16 protein-coding genes and 8 tRNA genes are annotated in these 18,480 nt (G+C 64.5%); 6 read left to right on the top strand and 18 right to left on the bottom strand.

Annotation, left to right across the window (positions count from 1 at the left end; translation table 11 throughout):
* Window positions 1-246: BlaI/MecI/CopY family transcriptional regulator (locus tag VGE27_RS18590; RefSeq protein ID WP_331051173.1), on the top strand; the 246-nt coding region annotated here is incomplete at its 5' end.
* A complete protein-coding gene (locus VGE27_RS18585) occupies window positions 246-1,784 on the top strand; it encodes a M56 family metallopeptidase (RefSeq protein ID WP_331051172.1) in 1,539 nt (512 codons plus the stop codon). The genes VGE27_RS18590 and VGE27_RS18585, both read left to right, overlap by 1 nt.
* 98 nt (window positions 1,785-1,882) lie before the next feature.
* On the opposite strand, the gene VGE27_RS18580 is transcribed toward VGE27_RS18585, so the two are convergent.
* Window positions 1,883-2,275, bottom strand: coding sequence for a type II toxin-antitoxin system VapC family toxin (locus VGE27_RS18580; protein ID WP_331051171.1), 393 nt, complete (start codon window positions 2,273-2,275; stop codon window positions 1,883-1,885).
* Window positions 2,272-2,532, bottom strand: a complete 261-nt coding sequence (locus VGE27_RS18575; protein WP_331051170.1) for a type II toxin-antitoxin system VapB family antitoxin — start codon at window positions 2,530-2,532, stop codon at window positions 2,272-2,274. Before VGE27_RS18575 ends, VGE27_RS18580 begins: the two co-directional genes overlap by 4 nt.
* Before the next feature lie 340 nt (window positions 2,533-2,872).
* Here VGE27_RS18575 and VGE27_RS18570 point away from each other — a divergent pair, with 340 nt between their 5' ends.
* Window positions 2,873-3,034, top strand: coding sequence for a hypothetical protein (locus VGE27_RS18570; protein WP_331051169.1), 162 nt, complete (start codon window positions 2,873-2,875; stop codon window positions 3,032-3,034).
* A gap of 104 nt (window positions 3,035-3,138) precedes the next feature.
* On the opposite strand, the gene VGE27_RS18565 is transcribed toward VGE27_RS18570, so the two are convergent.
* Entirely contained in the window at window positions 3,139-4,092 is a 954-nt protein-coding gene (locus VGE27_RS18565) for a hypothetical protein (protein WP_331051168.1), read from the bottom strand.
* A gap of 214 nt (window positions 4,093-4,306) precedes the next feature.
* Between VGE27_RS18565 and VGE27_RS18560 the strand changes: the two genes are divergently transcribed.
* Window positions 4,307-5,212, top strand: coding sequence for a LytR/AlgR family response regulator transcription factor (locus tag VGE27_RS18560; protein WP_331051167.1), 906 nt, complete (start codon window positions 4,307-4,309; stop codon window positions 5,210-5,212).
* Window positions 5,213-5,287: 75 nt separating this feature from the next.
* Here the strand turns inward: VGE27_RS18560 and VGE27_RS18555 are convergent, their stop codons facing one another.
* The 14 genes from VGE27_RS18555 to VGE27_RS18495 all read right to left on the bottom strand — a co-directional run bounded on the left by VGE27_RS18555 (window position 5,288) and on the right by VGE27_RS18495 (window position 14,564).
* The gene (locus VGE27_RS18555; RefSeq protein WP_331051166.1) at window positions 5,288-8,686 is read right to left on the bottom strand and encodes a methylmalonyl-CoA mutase family protein; all 3,399 of its coding nucleotides are present in this window, start codon (window positions 8,684-8,686) and stop codon (window positions 5,288-5,290) included.
* 17 nt (window positions 8,687-8,703) lie between these two features.
* Entirely contained in the window at window positions 8,704-8,952 is a 249-nt protein-coding gene (locus VGE27_RS19525) for a cysteine-rich CWC family protein (RefSeq protein WP_345788042.1), read from the bottom strand.
* A gap of 60 nt (window positions 8,953-9,012) precedes the next feature.
* Window positions 9,013-10,623, bottom strand: coding sequence for a PAS domain-containing sensor histidine kinase (locus tag VGE27_RS18550; protein WP_331051165.1), 1,611 nt, complete (start codon window positions 10,621-10,623; stop codon window positions 9,013-9,015).
* Window positions 10,624-11,001: 378 nt separating this feature from the next.
* Window positions 11,002-11,074, bottom strand: a tRNA-Gly gene (locus VGE27_RS18545).
* 79 nt (window positions 11,075-11,153) lie between these two features.
* Window positions 11,154-11,900 (bottom strand): Ig-like domain-containing protein, encoded by a 747-nt coding sequence (locus VGE27_RS18540; RefSeq protein WP_331051164.1) that lies wholly within the window; start codon window positions 11,898-11,900, stop codon window positions 11,154-11,156.
* A 205-nt stretch (window positions 11,901-12,105) separates the two neighbouring features.
* Window positions 12,106-12,177, bottom strand: a tRNA-Thr gene (locus tag VGE27_RS18535).
* A 37-nt stretch (window positions 12,178-12,214) separates the two neighbouring features.
* Window positions 12,215-12,296: transfer RNA gene (locus tag VGE27_RS18530), tRNA-Leu, on the bottom strand.
* 60 nt (window positions 12,297-12,356) lie between these two features.
* Window positions 12,357-12,431: transfer RNA gene (locus VGE27_RS18525), tRNA-Asp, on the bottom strand.
* A gap of 46 nt (window positions 12,432-12,477) precedes the next feature.
* Window positions 12,478-12,549 (bottom strand) — tRNA-Glu (locus tag VGE27_RS18520).
* A 30-nt stretch (window positions 12,550-12,579) separates the two neighbouring features.
* A tRNA-Glu gene (locus VGE27_RS18515) sits at window positions 12,580-12,652 on the bottom strand.
* Between the two features lie 33 nt (window positions 12,653-12,685).
* Window positions 12,686-12,758: transfer RNA gene (locus VGE27_RS18510), tRNA-Trp, on the bottom strand.
* 49 nt (window positions 12,759-12,807) lie between these two features.
* Window positions 12,808-12,881: transfer RNA gene (locus tag VGE27_RS18505), tRNA-His, on the bottom strand.
* 196 nt (window positions 12,882-13,077) lie between these two features.
* A complete protein-coding gene (gene efp, locus VGE27_RS18500; protein ID WP_331051163.1) occupies window positions 13,078-13,644 on the bottom strand; it encodes an elongation factor P in 567 nt (188 codons plus the stop codon).
* A 146-nt stretch (window positions 13,645-13,790) separates the two neighbouring features.
* Window positions 13,791-14,564, bottom strand: a complete 774-nt coding sequence (locus tag VGE27_RS18495) for an arylesterase (RefSeq protein ID WP_331051162.1) — start codon at window positions 14,562-14,564, stop codon at window positions 13,791-13,793.
* Here VGE27_RS18495 and VGE27_RS18490 point away from each other — a divergent pair.
* A complete protein-coding gene (locus tag VGE27_RS18490) occupies window positions 14,563-15,258 on the top strand; it encodes an ABC transporter ATP-binding protein (RefSeq protein ID WP_331051161.1) in 696 nt (231 codons plus the stop codon). The genes VGE27_RS18495 and VGE27_RS18490 overlap by 2 nt on opposite strands.
* Window positions 15,255-18,044, top strand: coding sequence for an ABC transporter permease (locus tag VGE27_RS18485; protein WP_331051160.1), 2,790 nt, complete (start codon window positions 15,255-15,257; stop codon window positions 18,042-18,044). The genes VGE27_RS18490 and VGE27_RS18485 overlap by 4 nt, the downstream gene beginning before the upstream one ends.
* 85 nt (window positions 18,045-18,129) lie before the next feature.
* Here the strand turns inward: VGE27_RS18485 and VGE27_RS18480 are convergent.
* On the bottom strand, window positions 18,130-18,480 hold a 351-nt coding region (locus tag VGE27_RS18480; protein ID WP_331051159.1), incomplete at its 5' end, for a hypothetical protein.

Here is an 18,480-nt window from a genome sequence, read left to right as displayed (position 1 = left end):
GGCTATGTGCGCCATGAGCCCGAGGGGCGCGCGTATCGCTACTTCGCCACCGTAGCCGCCGAACGGGCCGGGGACAGCGCGATCAGCCGCATCCGGGACGCGATCTTCCAGGGGTCTGCAGAACGCATGTTTGCGCAGTTGGTCAGTGACCGACAGTTGAGCCGCGCCGAACTCGAGCGCATGCGCACCCTGCTGGCTGAACGCCTGGGCGACGACGGTGACGAGGACACCGGAGGGGCCGCGTGATGAACCTGTCGCTGGCCGACATGGCCGCGCTGATCGCCGCATGGACGGTGACCAGTGCACTGGTTGCCGGAGCACTCCTCGTCGCCGCCTCGATGGCCCAACCCATCGCGCGTCGTGCCCTGCCTTCGCGGCCGTTGTGGGTCGTCGGACTGGCACTCACGTTGGCCATTACGCTCGCCCTGCCCTGGCGTCGACCCACAGCGGCACCCAAGGCCATCGAGACACCCGAGGTCACGAGTCAAGCGGTTGAATCACCTGCAACCGCCGGCTGGGTGGGCCGCTTGGTGCAGACGACGCGCGCCACCGTCGGTGTCGCCGGTACGTCGTTGCGCTCCGCCACAGTGGTTGGTGCCGACCTGATCACGCGCGCGCCGCGCGCCATGCAGTGGGCCGTGGTGCTGGCATGGCCAGTCGCTTCGCTCACCCTGTTCACGATCTTTGCGCTCAGCTATCGGCGGCAGTCGCGTGCACTCGCGCGATCGGTGCCCGTGAACATGCAAGGCGCGACCGTGCACGTGAGCGAGGTGAACGGCCCCGTGGTGTTCGGCGTGTACCAACCGCGCATTGTGGTGCCCGAGTGGCTGCTGGCGCGTGATGCGAGCGAACAGGCACTGGTTGTACGCCATGAACAGTCTCACATCGAGGCTCATGATCCACTGCTGCTGATCGCCGCCTGTGGTGTGGCCGTCGCGTTGCCTTGGAATCCCGCGGTCTGGGTCATGCTCTCGCGACTACGCTTCGCCATCGAGCTGGATTGCGACGCCCGCGTGCTGGCTCGCGGTGTGTCCCCCCGCAGCTACGGCAAGCTGCTCATCGATCTCTCCGCCGAGCCGTCGATGCTCGGCAACCCGGCCCGCATGCCGATCTCGGCAACGGCCTTCTCCTACCGCGCTTCTCACCTCGAACGGAGACTCCGTACCATGACCGCTCGCAGCACCAGTCATCTCATGCTTCGCCGTGCGTCCGTGCTGGCACTCGGCGCTGTTGCCACGCTCGCTGCCTGCAAGGCGGAGCTGCCCACGTCGGCAGAGCTCCAGGCCATGGACGTGGTGGCTGCCGAGGAGAAGGTCGGCCGCGTGGTCACCTTCGATGAAGCCAAAGCGGAGTACTTCCTCGATGGCAAGCTGGTGGAGCGCGACGTGGCCACGGGCGTTCCGGCCGATCAGATCGCGACGATCGATGTGCGCAAGCAGGACGGCAAGCAGCAGATCTTCGTCGTGACCGGAAAGCGTGCCGATGCCGCGTCCGGCGCGACGGCCGGCGAGAACTCGCAGATTCTGCTGCGCCGCAAGGATTCGGTCGGCACCGTACTCGAAGAGCGTCGCGTGGCAACCACCGAGCCCCGTTTTACCATGGGCGGCAAGAAGCCCTTCGACGGCATCATCATCCTGAATGGTGAGCGCAGCAACGAGAGCGCGCTCAGCAAGCTCGATCCCAAGTCCATCGAAAGTGTGGAGATCGTGAAGGGGCAGGCCGCGATCACGCAGTACGGCAATGATGGCGCCAACGGCGTGATTCGGGTGACCACCAAGAAGTAGGTCATCCGGCATGCAACGAGGTCCGAGCGCACGATGATGAGTCGTGCGCTCGGACCTTTGTCGTTCGGTGACCACTTCAGCGAGGAATCAGCGTGCAATCAGTATGGAGCGCGTTCGATGTCCGTCTTGGTGAAGGCCCCGCCGGCCGTGAGAAGCGGCTCCCCCGCCGCGCCGGCCAGCGCATAGGCGACGCAGTCTCCCAACGTGAGCGCCGCTTCGTGGCGCCCCATGCCATAGGTCCGCGCCGCTTCCCGGGCCCGATGGGCGTGGTCCTCCGTGAACGGCACCACCGTGACATCGAGCTCACGCAGCAACGCATCGAGTTCGAGATCGCTCCCGCCGCGACGTTCGCCCATCAGGATCATGGCCGCCTCGAGCACGGTGGCGGCCGAAACGAGTCGCAATGGCGCCCGCATGATCGCGGTGTGCAGTGCCGAGGCATCGGTGGAATTGCGCCACAGGGCCATGAGTGCCGACGTGGTGAGAATCATCGGGGCACCCCGTTGGCATCGTAGCCAAGCACTTCGTCCGCCCGCATGCCGCTGTGCGCCGCACCGCCCGCGATGCGTTCCTGGATGCGCTGCACGCGGGCCCATGATCGTTCGACGGCTCCAAGCTTTCTCAGGCGCTCACGCGTAAGTCGTTCACGAACAGCGTGTTGGATCGCATCGGTGATGCTCTCTCCCGTCAGCTCGGCGAGTTCACGCACCAACCGTTCAACGTCGGGGCTTTTGATATTGATGGCCATGGAAGAAGTGTTCTCCCAATTCTTCTATTGCACAAGAACCAGGAATTCGTGTTTCATGATTTTCATGAACGGATATTGACAACGTCGGAAAGTGTGCCGAGACTGCGAAAGTATGACCGCGCCCCACATCGCCTCGACGCGACTTAGCCTGATTCTTCCGGTCGTCGTAACCCTTCTGGTTACGGCGATTCTTGTCGTACGCATCCCGGGAGAGCTGAGCCGCACCGTCGTCATGTGACGCCACCGCCGCCTCTCCCGACACGTTCGGGAGGGGCGACCTGGTCGAAGGACTCGGCGGGCCCCCCCCCTGGAGGGGCCTTCTTCGTATCAGGAGGTTCCGATGTTCATGCCCTTCGATCGCACCGCCCAGCCGTCCACTCGCACCCACACCCGGCCGGATCACCGAAAATCGCCGCTGGTGGAGCGCGCGTCCCATGCCGCAGCACCGCCGGCGACACGGGATCATCCCGATTTCCGCGAGCAGGCGGATGGCGCGCCGTGAACACGGATGGTGATGTCTCGGTGATTCACCATGCCGCGTGGGGGGCGCCACAGTGCGCTCCCCACCACGGTGATCCGCCACTTCCCTCGTCCCCCTCTGGCTACCTACTGACAATGCGCCGGACTTTTCCCGGGCATCGCCATCCCCAGCGGTAGTGCCTCGCGTAAACGTATGGCATACACATTTTCCGATGTGATGGGCCGGCCGCCGGTGGTGCCCCTTCGCATGCGCGCAAAGAAGAGCCATTCACCGTCTGGAGAGAATGCCGGTGCGAACTCCGCCTCCGCGCTGTTCACCACGCGCAAGGGGACAGGCTCCGTCCAGGATGCGCCGTTCCGCCGGCTCACATACAAATCCGAATCGCCCCGTCCTTCGCGACGCTCGTCGACCAGGATGACGAGTGATTCGTCGGCCGCGATGGCCGCATTGCTTGCACGGCCAGTCGTGTTCACCACGGACAGGGTCTCGGGTTCCGAGTACCGCCCGTCGCCCAGAGGATGTGCCCGCAGGATCGCCGATCGACGCGGGGGCCCTGACACCGCACGGGCGAAATACATGGTGCCGCTGCAACTGACGGTGGCAAAGTAGTCGTCATCGGGACCATTGATCGGCGCCCCAAGGCGCTGTGGCGCTCCCCAACCACCGGACGTACGTGGCGCGAGCCAGATGTCAAAATCAGTGCGTCCGGATGCCCGATCCGCGTGGGATCGTGTGGAGTTGAAGAGGAGATCACCCGACCTCGGCACCACCACCGGATCGATCTCCAGCGCTGCGGTATCGGCCCAGGGGAAAGGTCGCGGCAGGTTCCACGGCCCTTTGTCGCGTGTTGCATGCACGAGCTGGATGCGTCGGTCCCACCGGGAACCGATGAAGGTGCGTCGCGACAGGACGGCAGACCGGGCATCGTGCGAGAACGCCACGATGAACTCATGATCGCGGGTCAGGATGCCTGGTGCGACCAGACGCTCGATCTGCCCCGCAGGGGCCGGTGCCAGTGTGGATTCGGACCAGTGGGTGCGGCAGCCAGTGAGCGCGATGGCCAGGGCGACGCCAGTCATGGCGTGTCGTGCAACCGGCGGACATGCAACCCGCGGGCATCGGTTGGAGTAATGTTGATTCACGAGATGAAGGCTGGGGTAAGCAATGGCGCGCTCCAGGACCTGCCGTTCAAAGCCAGGCTGCTGAAACGCAGCACATCATCCCCATGCCATGCCGTCGCACCAACACCCCCGTGATGAATCCCGCCTTTCGTGGGGCGAACGTCCTCATATCATGAGCTCGCGCGCGGGATGGATGGGCCTCCCACAGGTCGGCGTTGTGGCCATCATCCTGATCACGGCGCAGACCCTGGTCCTGCATGGGGCCACTGGTCGACAGACGCCGACCCTCATGGCGCTCTCGTGGTCGGTTGCCACCGTGGGCGCCTGGGGCATCGCGCTCTTACCGGCCTTGTCTGCGCTGCCTCGCTGGGCTGCACACATTCGCGCCCATCGCCTGAGCGGTGCCCTGACCGCGATGCTGGGCATGCTGCTCGTGATCGTGATCGCCGGCATGCTGCGTGCGGCCGTCGATCCCTGGTTGCCGACATCCGCGCCGGTCGAGTGGATTGCCGAGCGATCGTTCATGATTCGCACGCGCGACTATGCGTTGCGTTGGCTGGGACCGGGCACACTGTTCTGTCTGCTGCTGCTCGCGCTTCGGCTGCGCGCGGGGGCGCCCGCCCCCGCAGTACCGGAGGCAACCGAACCGGCGCCATCTGCATCGGCGTCACCTGAACCGGCGTCACCTGAACCGGTCACCTCGCGCCTCATCGCGAATCCTGATGCGCCCCTTCCACATATCACGGTGCGGGTGGGTGAGCGCGAAGTCGTGGTACCCACCGCCACCATTGCGTGGTGCGAAGCCGACGGCAACTACGTTCGCCTGCACCTGGCAGGAAAACCGGCTGACCACCGACCACTCGTCGCCCGCATCACGCTCGCCCAACTCACCACGATGCTGGACGCCCGCCGATTCGTGCGCGTCCACCGCTCCATCGTCGTCGCTGTCGACGAAGTCGTGGAACTGCGCTCCCCGCGCGACCGTGGGGCTACCGTGCTCTTGCGCTCCGGCGCCATCGCGCCGGTCAGCCGCGACGGGCGGCGCCTGCTGCGCGATCGACTCGGGCCGGTGAGCTGATCGTCTTCGTAACGACAAAACGGCGGGCCACTCCACACAGAGGGCCCGCCGTTCTGTTATTGACGCCGCTTCTGGCTACATGTTGCGACGGTACTGACCACCCACGGTGAACAACGCCTGGCTGATCTGGCCCAGCGTGCACACCTTGGTCGTTTCCATCAGCTCTTCGAACAGGTTGCCGTTGCGCAGCGCCGCCTTGCGCAGGCGCTCCAGCGCCGCCTTGCCCTTCTCGGCATTGCGTGACTGCACCGCCTGCACCGTACCGATCTGTTGTTCCTTCTCCTCGGTAGTGGAGCGGATCACTTCCTTCGGCAGCACCGTAGGCGAACCATCGGAAGACAGGAAGGTGTTCACGCCGATCACCGGCAGCTCACCAGTGTGCTTGAGCGTCTCGTAGTACAGCGACTCTTCCTGGATCTTTCCGCGCTGGTACATGGTCTCCATCGCGCCCAGTACACCACCACGCTCACTGATGCGATCGAACTCCTGCAGTACCGCTTCTTCCACCAGATCCGTCAGCTTCTCGATGATGAATGAACCCTGAATGGGGTTCTGATTCTTCGCGAGGCCGAATTCGTGGTTGATGATGAGCTGGATGGCCATTGCCCGTCGCACGCTCTCTTCCGTCGGCGTGGTGATGGCTTCGTCGTATGCGTTCGTGTGCAGCGAGTTGCAGTTGTCGAAGATCGCGTACAACGCCTGCAGCGTGGTGCGGATGTCGTTGAACGAAATTTCCTGCGCGTGCAGCGAGCGACCGCTGGTCTGCACGTGGTACTTGAGCATCTGCGAACGCGGTGCGCCTTCATAGCGCAACTTGAGAGCCTTGGCCCAGATACGACGCGCCACACGACCGATGACCGCGTATTCCGGGTCGGTGCCGTTCGAGAAGAAGAACGACAGGTTCGGCGCAAAGCTGTCGATGGGGAGACCGCGTGCGAGATAGTACTCCACGTACGTGAAGCCATTGGCCAGCGTGAACGCCAGCTGTGACACCGGCGTGGCACCGGCTTCCGCGATGTGGTAACCCGAGATCGACACGGAGTAGAAATTCCGCACGTCGTTCTTCGTGAAGTATTCCTGCACATCGCCCATCAGCTTGAGCGAAAACTCCGTGGAGAAGATGCAGGTGTTCTGCGCCTGATCCTCCTTCAGGATGTCCGCCTGCACGGTGCCACGCACCTTGGTGATCGTGTCGCGCTTGATGCGCGCGTACACGTCCTCCGGCAACACCATGTCACCCGTGACACCAAGCAGCATCAGGCCCAATCCGTCATTGCCCTGGGGCAGCGGACCGGCATAGGTCGGGCGCGCCTGCCCCACCGAGGCGAAGTACGCATCGATCTTGGCGTTCACCTCAGCCTCGAGTCCCTCGGCCTTGATGTACTTCTCGCACTGCTGGTCGATGGCGGCATTCATGAAGAAGCCGGTGAGCATCGGCGCAGGGCCGTTGATCGTCATCGACACCGACGTCTTGGCATCGGCGAGGTCAAAACCCGAGTACAACTTCTTGGCGTCGTCCAGGCAGCAGATCGACACACCCGAGTTGCCGATCTTGCCGTAGATGTCGGGACGCGTGGCCGGATCGTTGCCGTACAGCGTCACCGAGTCGAACGCGGTGGAGAGGCGATGCGCCGGCTGCCCCTGCGACACGTAGTGAAAGCGACGGTTGGTGCGTTCCGGGCCGCCTTCACCCGCGAACATGCGCGTCGGATCTTCCCCCTCGCGCTTGAACGGGAACACGCCAGCCGTGAACGGAAACTCACCAGGCACGTTCTCCTGCAGCACCCAGCGCAGCACGTCACCCCACCCCTTGTAGGAAGGCAGTGCGACCTTGGGGATCTGCTGGTGCGACAGGGACTCGGTCGTGAGCGGTACCGTGATGTCCTTGCCACGCACCTGATAGGTGAACGTGGTGCCCTCGTACTGATCGTGACGCTCCGGCCACGCCTCGAGGATGCGACGGTTCTCGCCATCGAGCTTGAGGCTGATCTCGTCCTTCGTGGCAGAGATGGCGGCGCTGTCTTCTACCAGTCGCTCGGCCTCGGTGAGTGCCTGCAGCTTGTTGGCGACATCGGCCTGCGTGCCCACCCAGCCGTTGTACCGGCGCACGGTGTCGCTGATCTCGGCGAGATAGCGCACGCGCTCGGGCGGGATGATGTTGATCTTCTCCGACTCGTCGTCGCCGGCATCGAGCTGCGAACGCAGCGGCGCCTGACACTTCTCGGCGATGCGGTCCATGAGCGTGCGGTACAGACGCGTCGTGCCCGGATCGTTGAACTGCGACGCGATCGTACCCACCACGGGCATCTGGTCCACCGCCCGATCGAACTGGCGATGATTGCGCTGGTACTGCTTGCGCACATCGCGCAGCGCATCGAGAGCGCCGCGCTTGTCGAACTTGTTGAGCGCCACGACGTCCGCGAAGTCGAGCATGTCGATCTTCTCGAGCTGCGTGGCCGCACCGTACTCCGGCGTCATCACGTAGAGTGCGACATCGGAGTGGTTGGTGATCTCCGTATCAGACTGACCGATGCCGGCCGTCTCGAGGATGATCAGGTCGAAGCCCGCCATCTTGAGGATCGCCACCGCGTCCTGCACATACGACGACAGCGCGAGGTTGGCCTGACGTGTGGCCAGCGAGCGCATGTACACGCGCGGGTTGTTGATCGCATTCATGCGAATCCGGTCGCCCAGCAGCGCACCGCCCGTCTTGCGCTTGCTGGGGTCCACCGAGATGATGCCGATCGTCTTGTCGCCGAAATCGAGCAGGTAGCGACGCACCAACTCATCCACCAGCGACGACTTGCCGGCGCCACCGGTACCCGTAATTCCCAGCACCGGCGTGCGACGCGTGGCCGCATCGGCGCGGATCTGATCAAACAGGCCGAGGTGCTCGTCGCGGAAATTCTCTGCGGCGGAGATGAGGCGACCGATGGAGCGCGCATCACGCGCCGTGGCCTTCTCCACGTCGACCTGCGTGACATCACGACCCGTCGGAAAATCGCAGCGGCGCAGCAGGTCGTTGATCATGCCCTGCAAGCCCATCGCACGACCATCGTCCGGCGAATACACATGCTCGATGCCGTAGGCGTGCAGCTCCGCGATCTCGTCGGGCAGGATCACCCCGCCACCGCCGGCGTAGATGCGGATGTGCCCACAACCGGCCTCCTGCAGCCGGTCGTGCATGTACTTGAGATACTCCACGTGACCGCCCTGATAGGACGTCATCGCGATGGCGTTGACGTCCTCCTGGATCGCGCAGTTCACGACCTCGTCCACCGAGCGGTCATGTCCGAGGTGAATCACCTCGGCACCGCTCGCCTGGATGATGCGGCGCATCACATTGATCGCGGCATCGTGGCCGTCGAACAGCGATGCGGCCGTCACAATCCGGATCTTGTGCTGGGCCGTGTAAATGCCTGAGTCGCTCGGCGCGGGCCGGGTCTGGGAGGCGGGGGAGATCGTTGTCGCCATGATGGTTGGACCTGATATCAGGAGGACCGGGTCGTCCCGCGAGCGCGAACGGCCGAGAGGCACGGCTCGCAGTAGCAGGACATCGGTTCTGGCGCGGCAGAAGGGGCGGGACGGTCGGTTGTCAGCAACCCCGGAAGATAAGCCACCGACCGGCTGCACCAGCAGTCCGACGCGTCAGGCGCGCCGGCGGCCATGGTGCAGTGGTTTCCGGCGCCGCAGGAGGGGCACAAGCGGGCGTCCGCGTCGGGGCTGGAGTGGGATGACACACTCTGTTTACGCTCCCGACGCGGGGATGCTGAGGCGTCTTTTCGAGCCGTTGCTACGGCTCAGCCGGCGGCGGGCACGTAGAGGCGGAAGGTGCTGCCCTCCCCCGGTGTGCTCTCCACGTGCAGCGCGGCGTCGTGGGTGCGCGCGATTCCCAGGGTCATGGGTAGTCCCAGCCCGCGCCCCACGAACTTGGTCGTGTAGAACGGCTCAAAAACCCGGTCGATTTCCGAAGCCGTGATGCCCTGCCCCTGATCGGTCACGCTGACACACACATAGCGGCCGGTCTGTGGTGCAAAGTCTCGCGGGAAAATGTGGCTGTCTGGAATACTCCGCCCATCGACTGTGTCGACGGAGATCCGGATTTCATGCGGCACCTCAGCCAAAGATTCCCACGCGTTGGAGAGAAGCGCGAGCAGCGCCTGCTGCAACTGTGCTTCACTGGCCGTCACCCGAAGTACTTCGCCGGGCAACGACGTGGAGAGGAGTACTCCGGCCGGCGCGGACGCCTGCAGGATGGGCACCATGCGGCGACACATGTCGGCCAGATCCATCGATTTCATCGTCGCGTGCGACAGCCCCAGATAGGTGAGCAACTTGGTGCTTACCTCGGCCGCATTGGAGGCTGCCTGCCGCGCAGAGTCGATGAGCCGGGTGACGTCAGTATCACGCGGCAGTTCGTCGGCCGCGATGTGCAGCGACAGCATGACGACGTGCAACTGGTTGTTGAAGTGATGGGCGATCGCGCCCGCCATGCGGTCGAGGCTCTGGGAGCGCTCGAGATGGTGGGTCAGTGACTCCAGGCGCGCGCGCTCTCGCTCCGCATCACGCCGCGGCGTGCGATCGATACCGTACACCACGTTGCGTCGACCGACCGAGAGAAAGCCCCACTCGATGTCCTTCACCGATCCATCGGCGCAGGCCACTCGCGTCTCCATGGGATCAATGCGGCCCTGTGTGTACACCGCGGCCTGCACGCGCCGAGACCACTCCTCCACCACCTGCGTACGGTAGGCCTCGTCGGGATACGCGAGTGGCCACCATGCTTCGGCATTGATGAAATCGGCGGCGGTGTAGCCCAGCATTTCCGTCAGGTGATGATTGACGGTCACAGTGGTCTGCTCGATGCCCTCACTGAGCAGCACGATCATCGGTACGCCTTCCAACATCACGCGAAAGTCCATTTCGCGTTCACGCAGCATCGTCTCGAGATGCTTGCGTTCGGTGATGTCGAAGTTGTGCCAGACGCGACAGTTGATACGGCCGCTCACCTGCACCGGCGTCCAGTCCAGCGTGATGACCCGTCCATCCCACAGGACCAGCTCAATGCCACGCCGCGCATGGCCACGCGCCTCGAGATCGCGGATGCGTTGCTGATCCTGCATCGGATCCAGCCACCGCGAACGGATCATCTGCACAATGTCGGACGCCGAGTGACCGAGCAGCGCCGACGGGGAGACCATCAGCCCGTACAGCTCGCAGAATGCTTGGTTGGCGAACTCGACACCATGACTGTCGCTGACCACGAGAATGCCGTGTGGCAACACCCGCAACATCTGCTCGAGGACCGCAAACGACTGAAAGTCCCGCGTCTGATGCAGCGGGTGACGCTCCCGCTCTGCCAGTTCCAGGGCTTCTTCGAGCTCCATGTTGCGATCGCTGCCTACGGTCACTCAACCTCCCATCGACAAGGGGATCGTGTGCAGCCGCGACGGCATCACGCGTGTGTACGCGGCATGCGCGTTGACGGCAAACATCGGCGTTCGCGCCGAACCACAGAGAATCACCGTGCCCGCCAATTCGGGGCACGACGGTGGCCACGGGATCACGTCACGAAAGTCAAATGCAGAACCAAAGACCGTCGTCCGGATGGGCTCGGATGCATGAGCGTTTGGTCTATGTGTGCTGGATCATGTATTGCGCGCGTCCCAAACGCCGTCAAGCGCACCTTGGGGCCATGCAGTGCATGACACGGGCAGCAAAAAAAAACGATGCCGACCTCGAAAAGGTCGGCATCGTGGTGTGCTACATGAGCGACGTGAACAGCAAAGAGCGGGCGACCGGACTCGAACCGGCGACGTCCAGCTTGGGAAGCTGGCATTCTACCAACTGAATTACACCCGCGAAGTACGCCCCGCAGTAGCGGGAGCACCGTATTGCAACATAGTAGTGCTCCGGTGGGCGGGTAAGGGGAACGGTGTGCTTACGGCTGCCCGCGAAGGTTGAAGGTCAGTGTGGCGCCATTGGCGATGCGCGCCGTCACGACCTGGGGACCGGACGCGACCTGCAACGTGATGGACGCGATACCCGTCGCATTGGTGGTGCTTTGCGCCGCGCTCAGTGTGCCACCCGTCGTCGTCCACGATACCGCGAGTGACGGCACCACGTTGCCGTACTGATCGAGGACTCGGACTCGCAGAGGTGCACTCGTCTGCCCCACGGCGAGAGTCTGATTGTCACCATCCACCAGTGCGAAGGCGGCCGCCGGACCAGCTGTGCCGATGGCAACGATGGTGTCGGATACCCCGCTGATCAATGTAGCGGTCACCGTCTGTGTGCTGGCGGTACGTCCAAGCGTCCAGACGGTCGCCGCTTCACCATTCGCATCGGTGGCTGAGACGCCGAGGCTGACGGCTCCGCCGCCCGAGAGTACGGTCCACGCCACCGCAGCTGCGGGGAGCGCGTTGCCGTTCTGGTCGCGCACCCGCACAGCGATCGGACTGGGCAAGGTGGTGGTCACTGCCGCCCGCTGGCTATCGGTGGCCGCCACCGCCACGATGGTGGTCGGCACGGGCGTGGTGGTGTCCACCGCGTCGGTGCCCCCGCACGCGGCGGCGCCGATCACACCGGCGAGTGACAGCAAGGTGAGGACAGCTCGCCGCTTGCGCGCTCCGTGGCGCGATGACGAATTGTGCGACTGCGTGCACAGGGACTGTGGCGACAACGACATCAGCGTCTCCGAACGAAAGGCACGAGGCAGACCATCACCCGCAGAGTAACACTGCAGTTACCCGATGGCGATCACACGGGTCACTGCGCTGACACGTGGGGGACGGGCTTCCCTACGGCCTGCATTGCCAACCGAGTGGCAGAAAAACGAAAAGGCGCCGGTGGGCGCCTTTTCTGAATCGTGAGGTGATACTCGCCTCGATGAGAGCCACAGATCGGGATTGAACCGATGACCGCCCGATTACGAATCGGGTGCTCTACCACTGAGCTACTGTGGCATACGGTGAAAATCAACCTCACCGCGTACTGCAACCATGCCCTGGCGCGGACTCGAACCGCGACGCCTTACGGCACCACCCCCTCAAGATGGCGTGTCTACCAATTTCACCACCAGGGCGAGGGGCCCGGTCGAGTCGACCGAGAACCTGCGACTACACCTACTGAGCCCATACAACGACGGGAGCGACGGGGCTCGAACCCGCGACCTCTCGAGTGACAGTCGAGTGCTCTAACCAAACTGAGCTACGCCCCCCAACTACGGTCCTGCACCAACACCTGCATGACTCGAACTGAGTCCATAGCTCCAACGGGAATCGAACCCGTCTCTCAACCTTGAAAGGGTCGTGTCCTAACCGATAGACGATGGAGCCAGTGAAACCAAGTGTACCCAGCACCTTCAGTAGCGGTAACGGGATTCGAACCCGTGTTCCAGCCTTGAGAGGGCCGTGTCCTAGTCCCCTAGACGATACCGCCATACGTCCAACAAGCGTCCTACACCTTCCATGACAGGCCCGGAGGGAATCGAACCCCCAACCGCCGGTTTTGGAGACCGGTGCTCTACCAATTGAGCTACGGACCTCCGGTGGGCGGCAAACCTTCGCGCCCCCCAGTGATACTGTGTGACTCAGGGTGACCGACGGGAATCGAACCCGCAACCCCCGGAACCACAATCCGGTGCTCTAACCGATTGAGCTACGGCCACCATGGACGATCGAGCAGCAGCACCGGGTACAAGGACCTGGTCGTTTCAGCACAATCGGCACTCCCGTTTGGTTTACACCGCTGAGCGGCGCATTCCCCGGGAGACGCAAACGGTAACCGGTCGAACGATCGATTTCAAGCGGGGGCGCGAAGGAAATTCGTCAAAGAATTCACGCGCCACCCGTTCACCGATGTGATCAGTCCTTCGCGCGATCGAGGTATTCGCCCGTCGTCGGATTCACGCGCACACGTGTGCCCTGTTCGACGAACTCCGGCACGTTCACCGTCACGCCGTTCTCCAGCTTCGCCGGCTTCGAGGACGCCGTCTTCGTGGCACCACGCACCACCGGCGCCGTTTCGACAATCTCGAACACCAGTGAATTCGGCAGCTGAATGCCGATCGGGCGGCCGTTGTAGTACTCGGCGAGAATCTTGAGGCCCGGCTGCATCCACGGCGCCGAATCACCAAGCGCTTCGTCGTCGAGCTCGAGCTGGTCGTAGTTCTCGCTGTTCATGAAGTGGTACGTCTCACCACCCTGGTACATGAACTCCAACTCGTGCGTTTCCATGTCCGCCTTCACGATCGTGTCAGCTGCACGGAACCGATGCTCGAAGTTGGACCCCGTACGGAGGTTCTTCAGCTTCGCCTGCACCATCGCGCGCAGGTTACCCGGCGTATGGTGGCGGAACTCGATGACGCGGCACGGATCTCCCTCGAACACGAGGACCATGCCACGGCGAATCTGGGTTGCGGAAAAAGCCATATCGATCGACCTGCGAACAGGTTATGCCGCGAATGCCACGGGAAAATGACGACGGGATCCGGTGCCTCTGCCGCCTCAGCGCGAGCCCACCAAATCCAGCCTTGATACATAGCGCGTCTGACACCCATTCGGAAGGGAGCAGCCCGTCAGCGACCCGAAGACGCGCCAGCTGCCGCACCGGGCAACGCCGCCAACGCGGGACCCAGCGAACGCCACACCGTTTCCGCCACCCGCTGCGACCCGGTCACATTGGGATGGATACCGTCGGGCTGGTTGAGATTGGGCACCCCCGCCACACCGTCCAGCAGGAAAGTCCACAGCGGAATGCCGGTCTCCTTGGCCACCCGCTCGTAGGCCGCGTGGAACCGGGTCGTGTAACTCCGCCCAAGATTCGTGGGCGCCTCCATCTGGATCAACGCCAGCGATACCCCCGGCTGCCCCTCGCGGATCGTGGCCACCAGCTTCACCAGGTTGGCGTACGTGGAATCGGGGTCCACGCCCCGCAACCCATCGTTCGCGCCGACCTCCAGCACCACCATCGCGGCCGGTTGGTCGAGCACCCAACTCGCGCGCCGCAGCGCCCCCGCGGACGTCTCGCCACTCAAGCCGGCATTCACGATGCGCACCGGATAGCCCGCCGAATCGGCCTTGGCTTGCAGCAACGCCGGGTATGCCTGCTCTGGATCGAGCCCGAGACCGGCCGTGAGGCTGGTACCCAGGAAGACCACGCGCTGCGTGCGACGGGCGACATTCGCGCCCCCGGGTGTATTCTCCGCGGCAGAGGCCGTGGCGGCCGTTGAATCCGCCGCCCCACTGCCACCGTTGGTGGATGCACGATCTGCGCTGCACGCCGCGACCAGTAACACGGACGCGCCCCACAGCACCTGACTGAACCGTCGAACCTCTGATTGCCAACGCATGCTTGTTGCCCGTGGCCTGACCAAGGAGTACCTGAGCGGCTCGCAGCCCCTGACGGTGCTGCGCGATGTGACCTTCGATGTACCAGCCGGTGCCTTCGTGTCCATCGTGGGGCCTTCCGGCAGCGGCAAGACGACCCTGCTTGGCTTGCTCGCCGGACTCGATACCCCGTCACGGGGCTCGGTGTCCCTCGACGGCGTCGATTTCAGCGTGCTCGACGAAGACCGGCGCGCGAAACTGCGCGGGGAGAAAGTTGGGTTCGTGTTCCAGAGCTTTCAATTGATCCCCACCCTGACGGCCCTCGAAAACGTCCAGGTGCCGCTGGAACTCGCCGGCCGGGTGAGCGCCCGCGACGCCGCCACGCGCGCCCGGGAGCTGCTCGGCCGCGTCGGACTGGGCGACCGCGTCGACCACTTCCCACAGCAGCTGTCTGGCGGTGAGCAACAGCGCGTGGCCCTCGCACGCGCCTTCGTGAACGAACCTCGCATCCTCTTCGCCGACGAGCCCACCGGCAACCTCGATGGCGCCACCGGTGAGCGCATCGTGGAGCTGCTGCAGGAACTCAATCGCGAACGCGGCTGCACCATTGTCCTCGTCACGCACGACGCCTCCCTCGCCGCGCGCACACAGCGCACGATTCGCCTGCGCGACGGCGTGATCGTCGAAGACATCCGCCACGACCAGAGCCCGGCATGACGTCGCCCGGGATGTCCGCCGGAGCGATGCTGCGCCTGGCCTGGCGTGAAAGCCGGTCGGCGCGCCGCCGCCTCGCTCTGTACATGTCGTCCATCGCGTTCGGCGTGGCGGCCCTCGTGGCCATCGATTCATTCGCCGGCAACGTCACACGCTCTGTGCGCGAGCAATCGCGCACCCTGCTCGGCGGCGACATGGCGATGCAGGCACGCGCCGCCTTCCCCGCTGTCGTCGACACACTGATTGATTCGTTGTCCACCGTGGGCGTGCAACATGCGCGCGTGGCGAACTTCGCCTCCATGGCATTGGCCGAACCGTCGGGCAATACGCGACTGGTGCAGGTGCGCGCGGTGTCACGTGGGTATCCGTTCTACGGCGAGATCGAGACCGTGCCGGCCGAGGCATGGCAGCGGGTGCATGAAGACACTCTAGTGTTTGTCGACCCGTCGCTGCTGGTGTCGCTGGAAGCCAAGGTCGGCGACCTGATCCGTCTCGGACAGCAGGTGTTCACCATCGGCGGTACGCTGGGCAATGTGCCCGGTGACGCTGGCATCACCGCCGTAATCGGTCCACGGATCTACGTGTCAGATCGCTGGCTCGAACGCACGCGTTTGTTGTCGTTCGGCAGTCGTGTGGAATACGACATGATTCTGCGCCTGCCCGCCCAGTTGGCTTCGACGGAAGGCGCAGAAACACTCAAGCGCGACCTGCGCCGTCGCATCGATCCGCGGCAAGCGGCGCTCGATGAAGCGCGCGAGGCTGCCGGCGAGCAGGAACGCCAGGGCGGTGAAGACGACAACGCCAATGACAGCACCGCTGCGGGCGCTGCGACGCGCGACATGCCGGTAACGCTTTCGGCACGCGACACACTGGCCGATAGCGCCGCCGCCGCTGCGGGACTGACCAGCACCGCGCCTCGCACGCGCGTACGCATCCGCACGGTGGCCGATACCGAGGAAGATTTCACCGAGGCGGTCGCGCGGCTCGCCGATTTTCTCTCGGTGATCGGACTGATCGCGCTGCTCCTTGGCGGCATCGGCGTGGCGAGTGGTGTGAACGCGTTCGTATCGTCCAAGATCGACACGGTGGCCGTGCTGCGGTGCCTCGGCGCCACCAGTCGGCAGGTACTGACGCTGTATGTGGTGCAGGCCGGAGCCATGGGCTTCGTGGGCGCGACGGCGGGTGCTTTGCTCGGTGTGGCCGTGCAGTTCCTGTTGCCCGGAGTGGTGTCGGACTTCTTGCCGCTCGATGTCACGGTCACGCTCGAGCCCTGGCCGTTGCTGCTGGGCCTCGCCACCGGCGTATGGGTGTCGCTGGTGTTTGCGCTCCGGCCGCTGCTGGCCCTGCGACGTGTCTCGCCATTGCAGGCCATTCGCCGCAATGCCGATCCCTCCGCGCTGCCCAAGGAGTGGAAGGACATGGCGCGACTGATCGTTGACGGTCTGCTCGTTGGCAGCATCGTGGCGATCGTGATCACGCGCATCGGCGATGTGAAGGAAGGGCTTGGGATCACCGCCGGCATCATCGGCGTGGTGGCCGTGCTCTGGGTGGCCGCGACACTGCTCATCGCAGCAGCGCGCCGCAGCTCGCGTCCCTCGTGGCCGTTCGAGCTGCGGCAAGGCATCGCCAACCTGCACCGTCCGGCAAACCAGACCCGTGCGGTCACGTTGGCACTGGGCTTCGGCGCGTTCCTGCTCAGCACCGTGTATCTCGTACAGGCCAATCTGCTCAGTCGCGTGCAGGCCTCTGCCGAGGGCGCCGCCGGCAACCTGCTGTTCTTCGATGTGCAGGATGACCAGGCGGCGCCGATCGATTCGCTGCTCAAGGCGCGCAACCATCCCGTGGCGGCTCAGACGGCGATCATCACCATGCGCCTCGATGCCATCAACGGGCGCAGTGTGAGCGCGCTGCTCGCCGACACGACGGTGCGGCGCGCTGGCTGGACTTTGCGTCGGGAATTCCGTTCGACCTATCGCGACACGTTGGTATCGTCGGAGAAGATGGTGCGCGGCAGTTGGTTTGCACCGGCGACCGAACGGGCTGCCGCCCGCGAAGCCAATCCGGACCTGCCCTTCGCCGTGTCGCTCGAAGAGGAACTGGCACGCGACATGGCGGTGGACGTGGGCGACACGCTCACCTGGAACGTGCAGGGTGTGCCCGTGCGCACCGTGATCGCCAATGTGCGCACGGTGAACTGGGCACGGTTCGAGGCGAATTTCTTCGCGGTGTTCGAGCCGGCGGCGCTGCGCCGTGCACCGCAGCAGTTCGTGATCGTCGCGAATGTGCCCGCGGGCGAGGCGGTGGCCGCGATGCAGCGCGATGTGGTGCGCCGCTTCCCGAACGTCTCCAGCGTGGACCTCTCGCTCGTGCGCGAGACGATCAACTCCATCGTCAACCGCGTGACGCTCGCCATTCGCTTCCTCGGGCTGTTCTCGCTGGCGATGGGTATTCCGGTGCTGTTCAGCGCCGTGGCGGCCACGCGCCGCGCCCGACTGCGCGAGGGCGTGTTGTTGCGGACACTGGGCGCATCGCAGGCCCAGGTGGCTCGCGTGTTGCTGGCGGAATACGGCGCGTTGGGTGCGTTGGGTGCGTTGACCGGCATGCTGCTGTCGTTCGCCGGTGCGTGGGCACTCACGCACTTCGTGTTCGAAGAGACCTTCAATCCGGCCATCGGCCCCACGTTCGTCATTGCAGCGGGCATGTTGCTGCTGACCATGGCGATCGGCCTGCTCACCAGCCGCGATGTGTACCGCGAAACGCCGATGATCGCCATCCGCGAATCGGCCTGACGATTCCGTGGTGGTCAAAAATCAGAACGGGCGCCCTCGCGAAGAAGGCGCCCGTTTCTGTTCAAGGTCGATGCCGTCGCTGCGATCAGCGCGCGCTGACGATCCCGTAGTTGACGGCGGCACCGTCGCGCATGGCGATCCAGACTCGAGCACCGACGTAGGCCCGCAGAGGCGCGGGCACCGTCAGGCGGCGAACACCGGAACCGTCGGTGAGCCGCAGGGCGCCTTCGGCATCGAGTACACCGTCGAATGCCGGTACGCCGTCCACCGCGCGCACGATGTAGTCCGACACGACGATATCCCGTGGCGTCACCTTCACACCTCGAACCACGACCTCCTTGCCAACGAGCCGGGACATTCCCGTGGTCGCCATGCCGCTCAGCGCGACCGTGGCCTCGGCGGTCTGCAGGACTACCTGCCGGGCAGGCTCCGTGCC

Origin of the sequence: Gemmatimonas sp. (genome assembly GCF_036405635.1) — a bacterium.
GTDB lineage: Bacteria > Gemmatimonadota > Gemmatimonadetes > Gemmatimonadales > Gemmatimonadaceae > Gemmatimonas.
The sequence above is the reverse complement of the archived record's forward strand: the minus strand, read 5'-3'. Positions and strand labels throughout refer to the sequence as shown.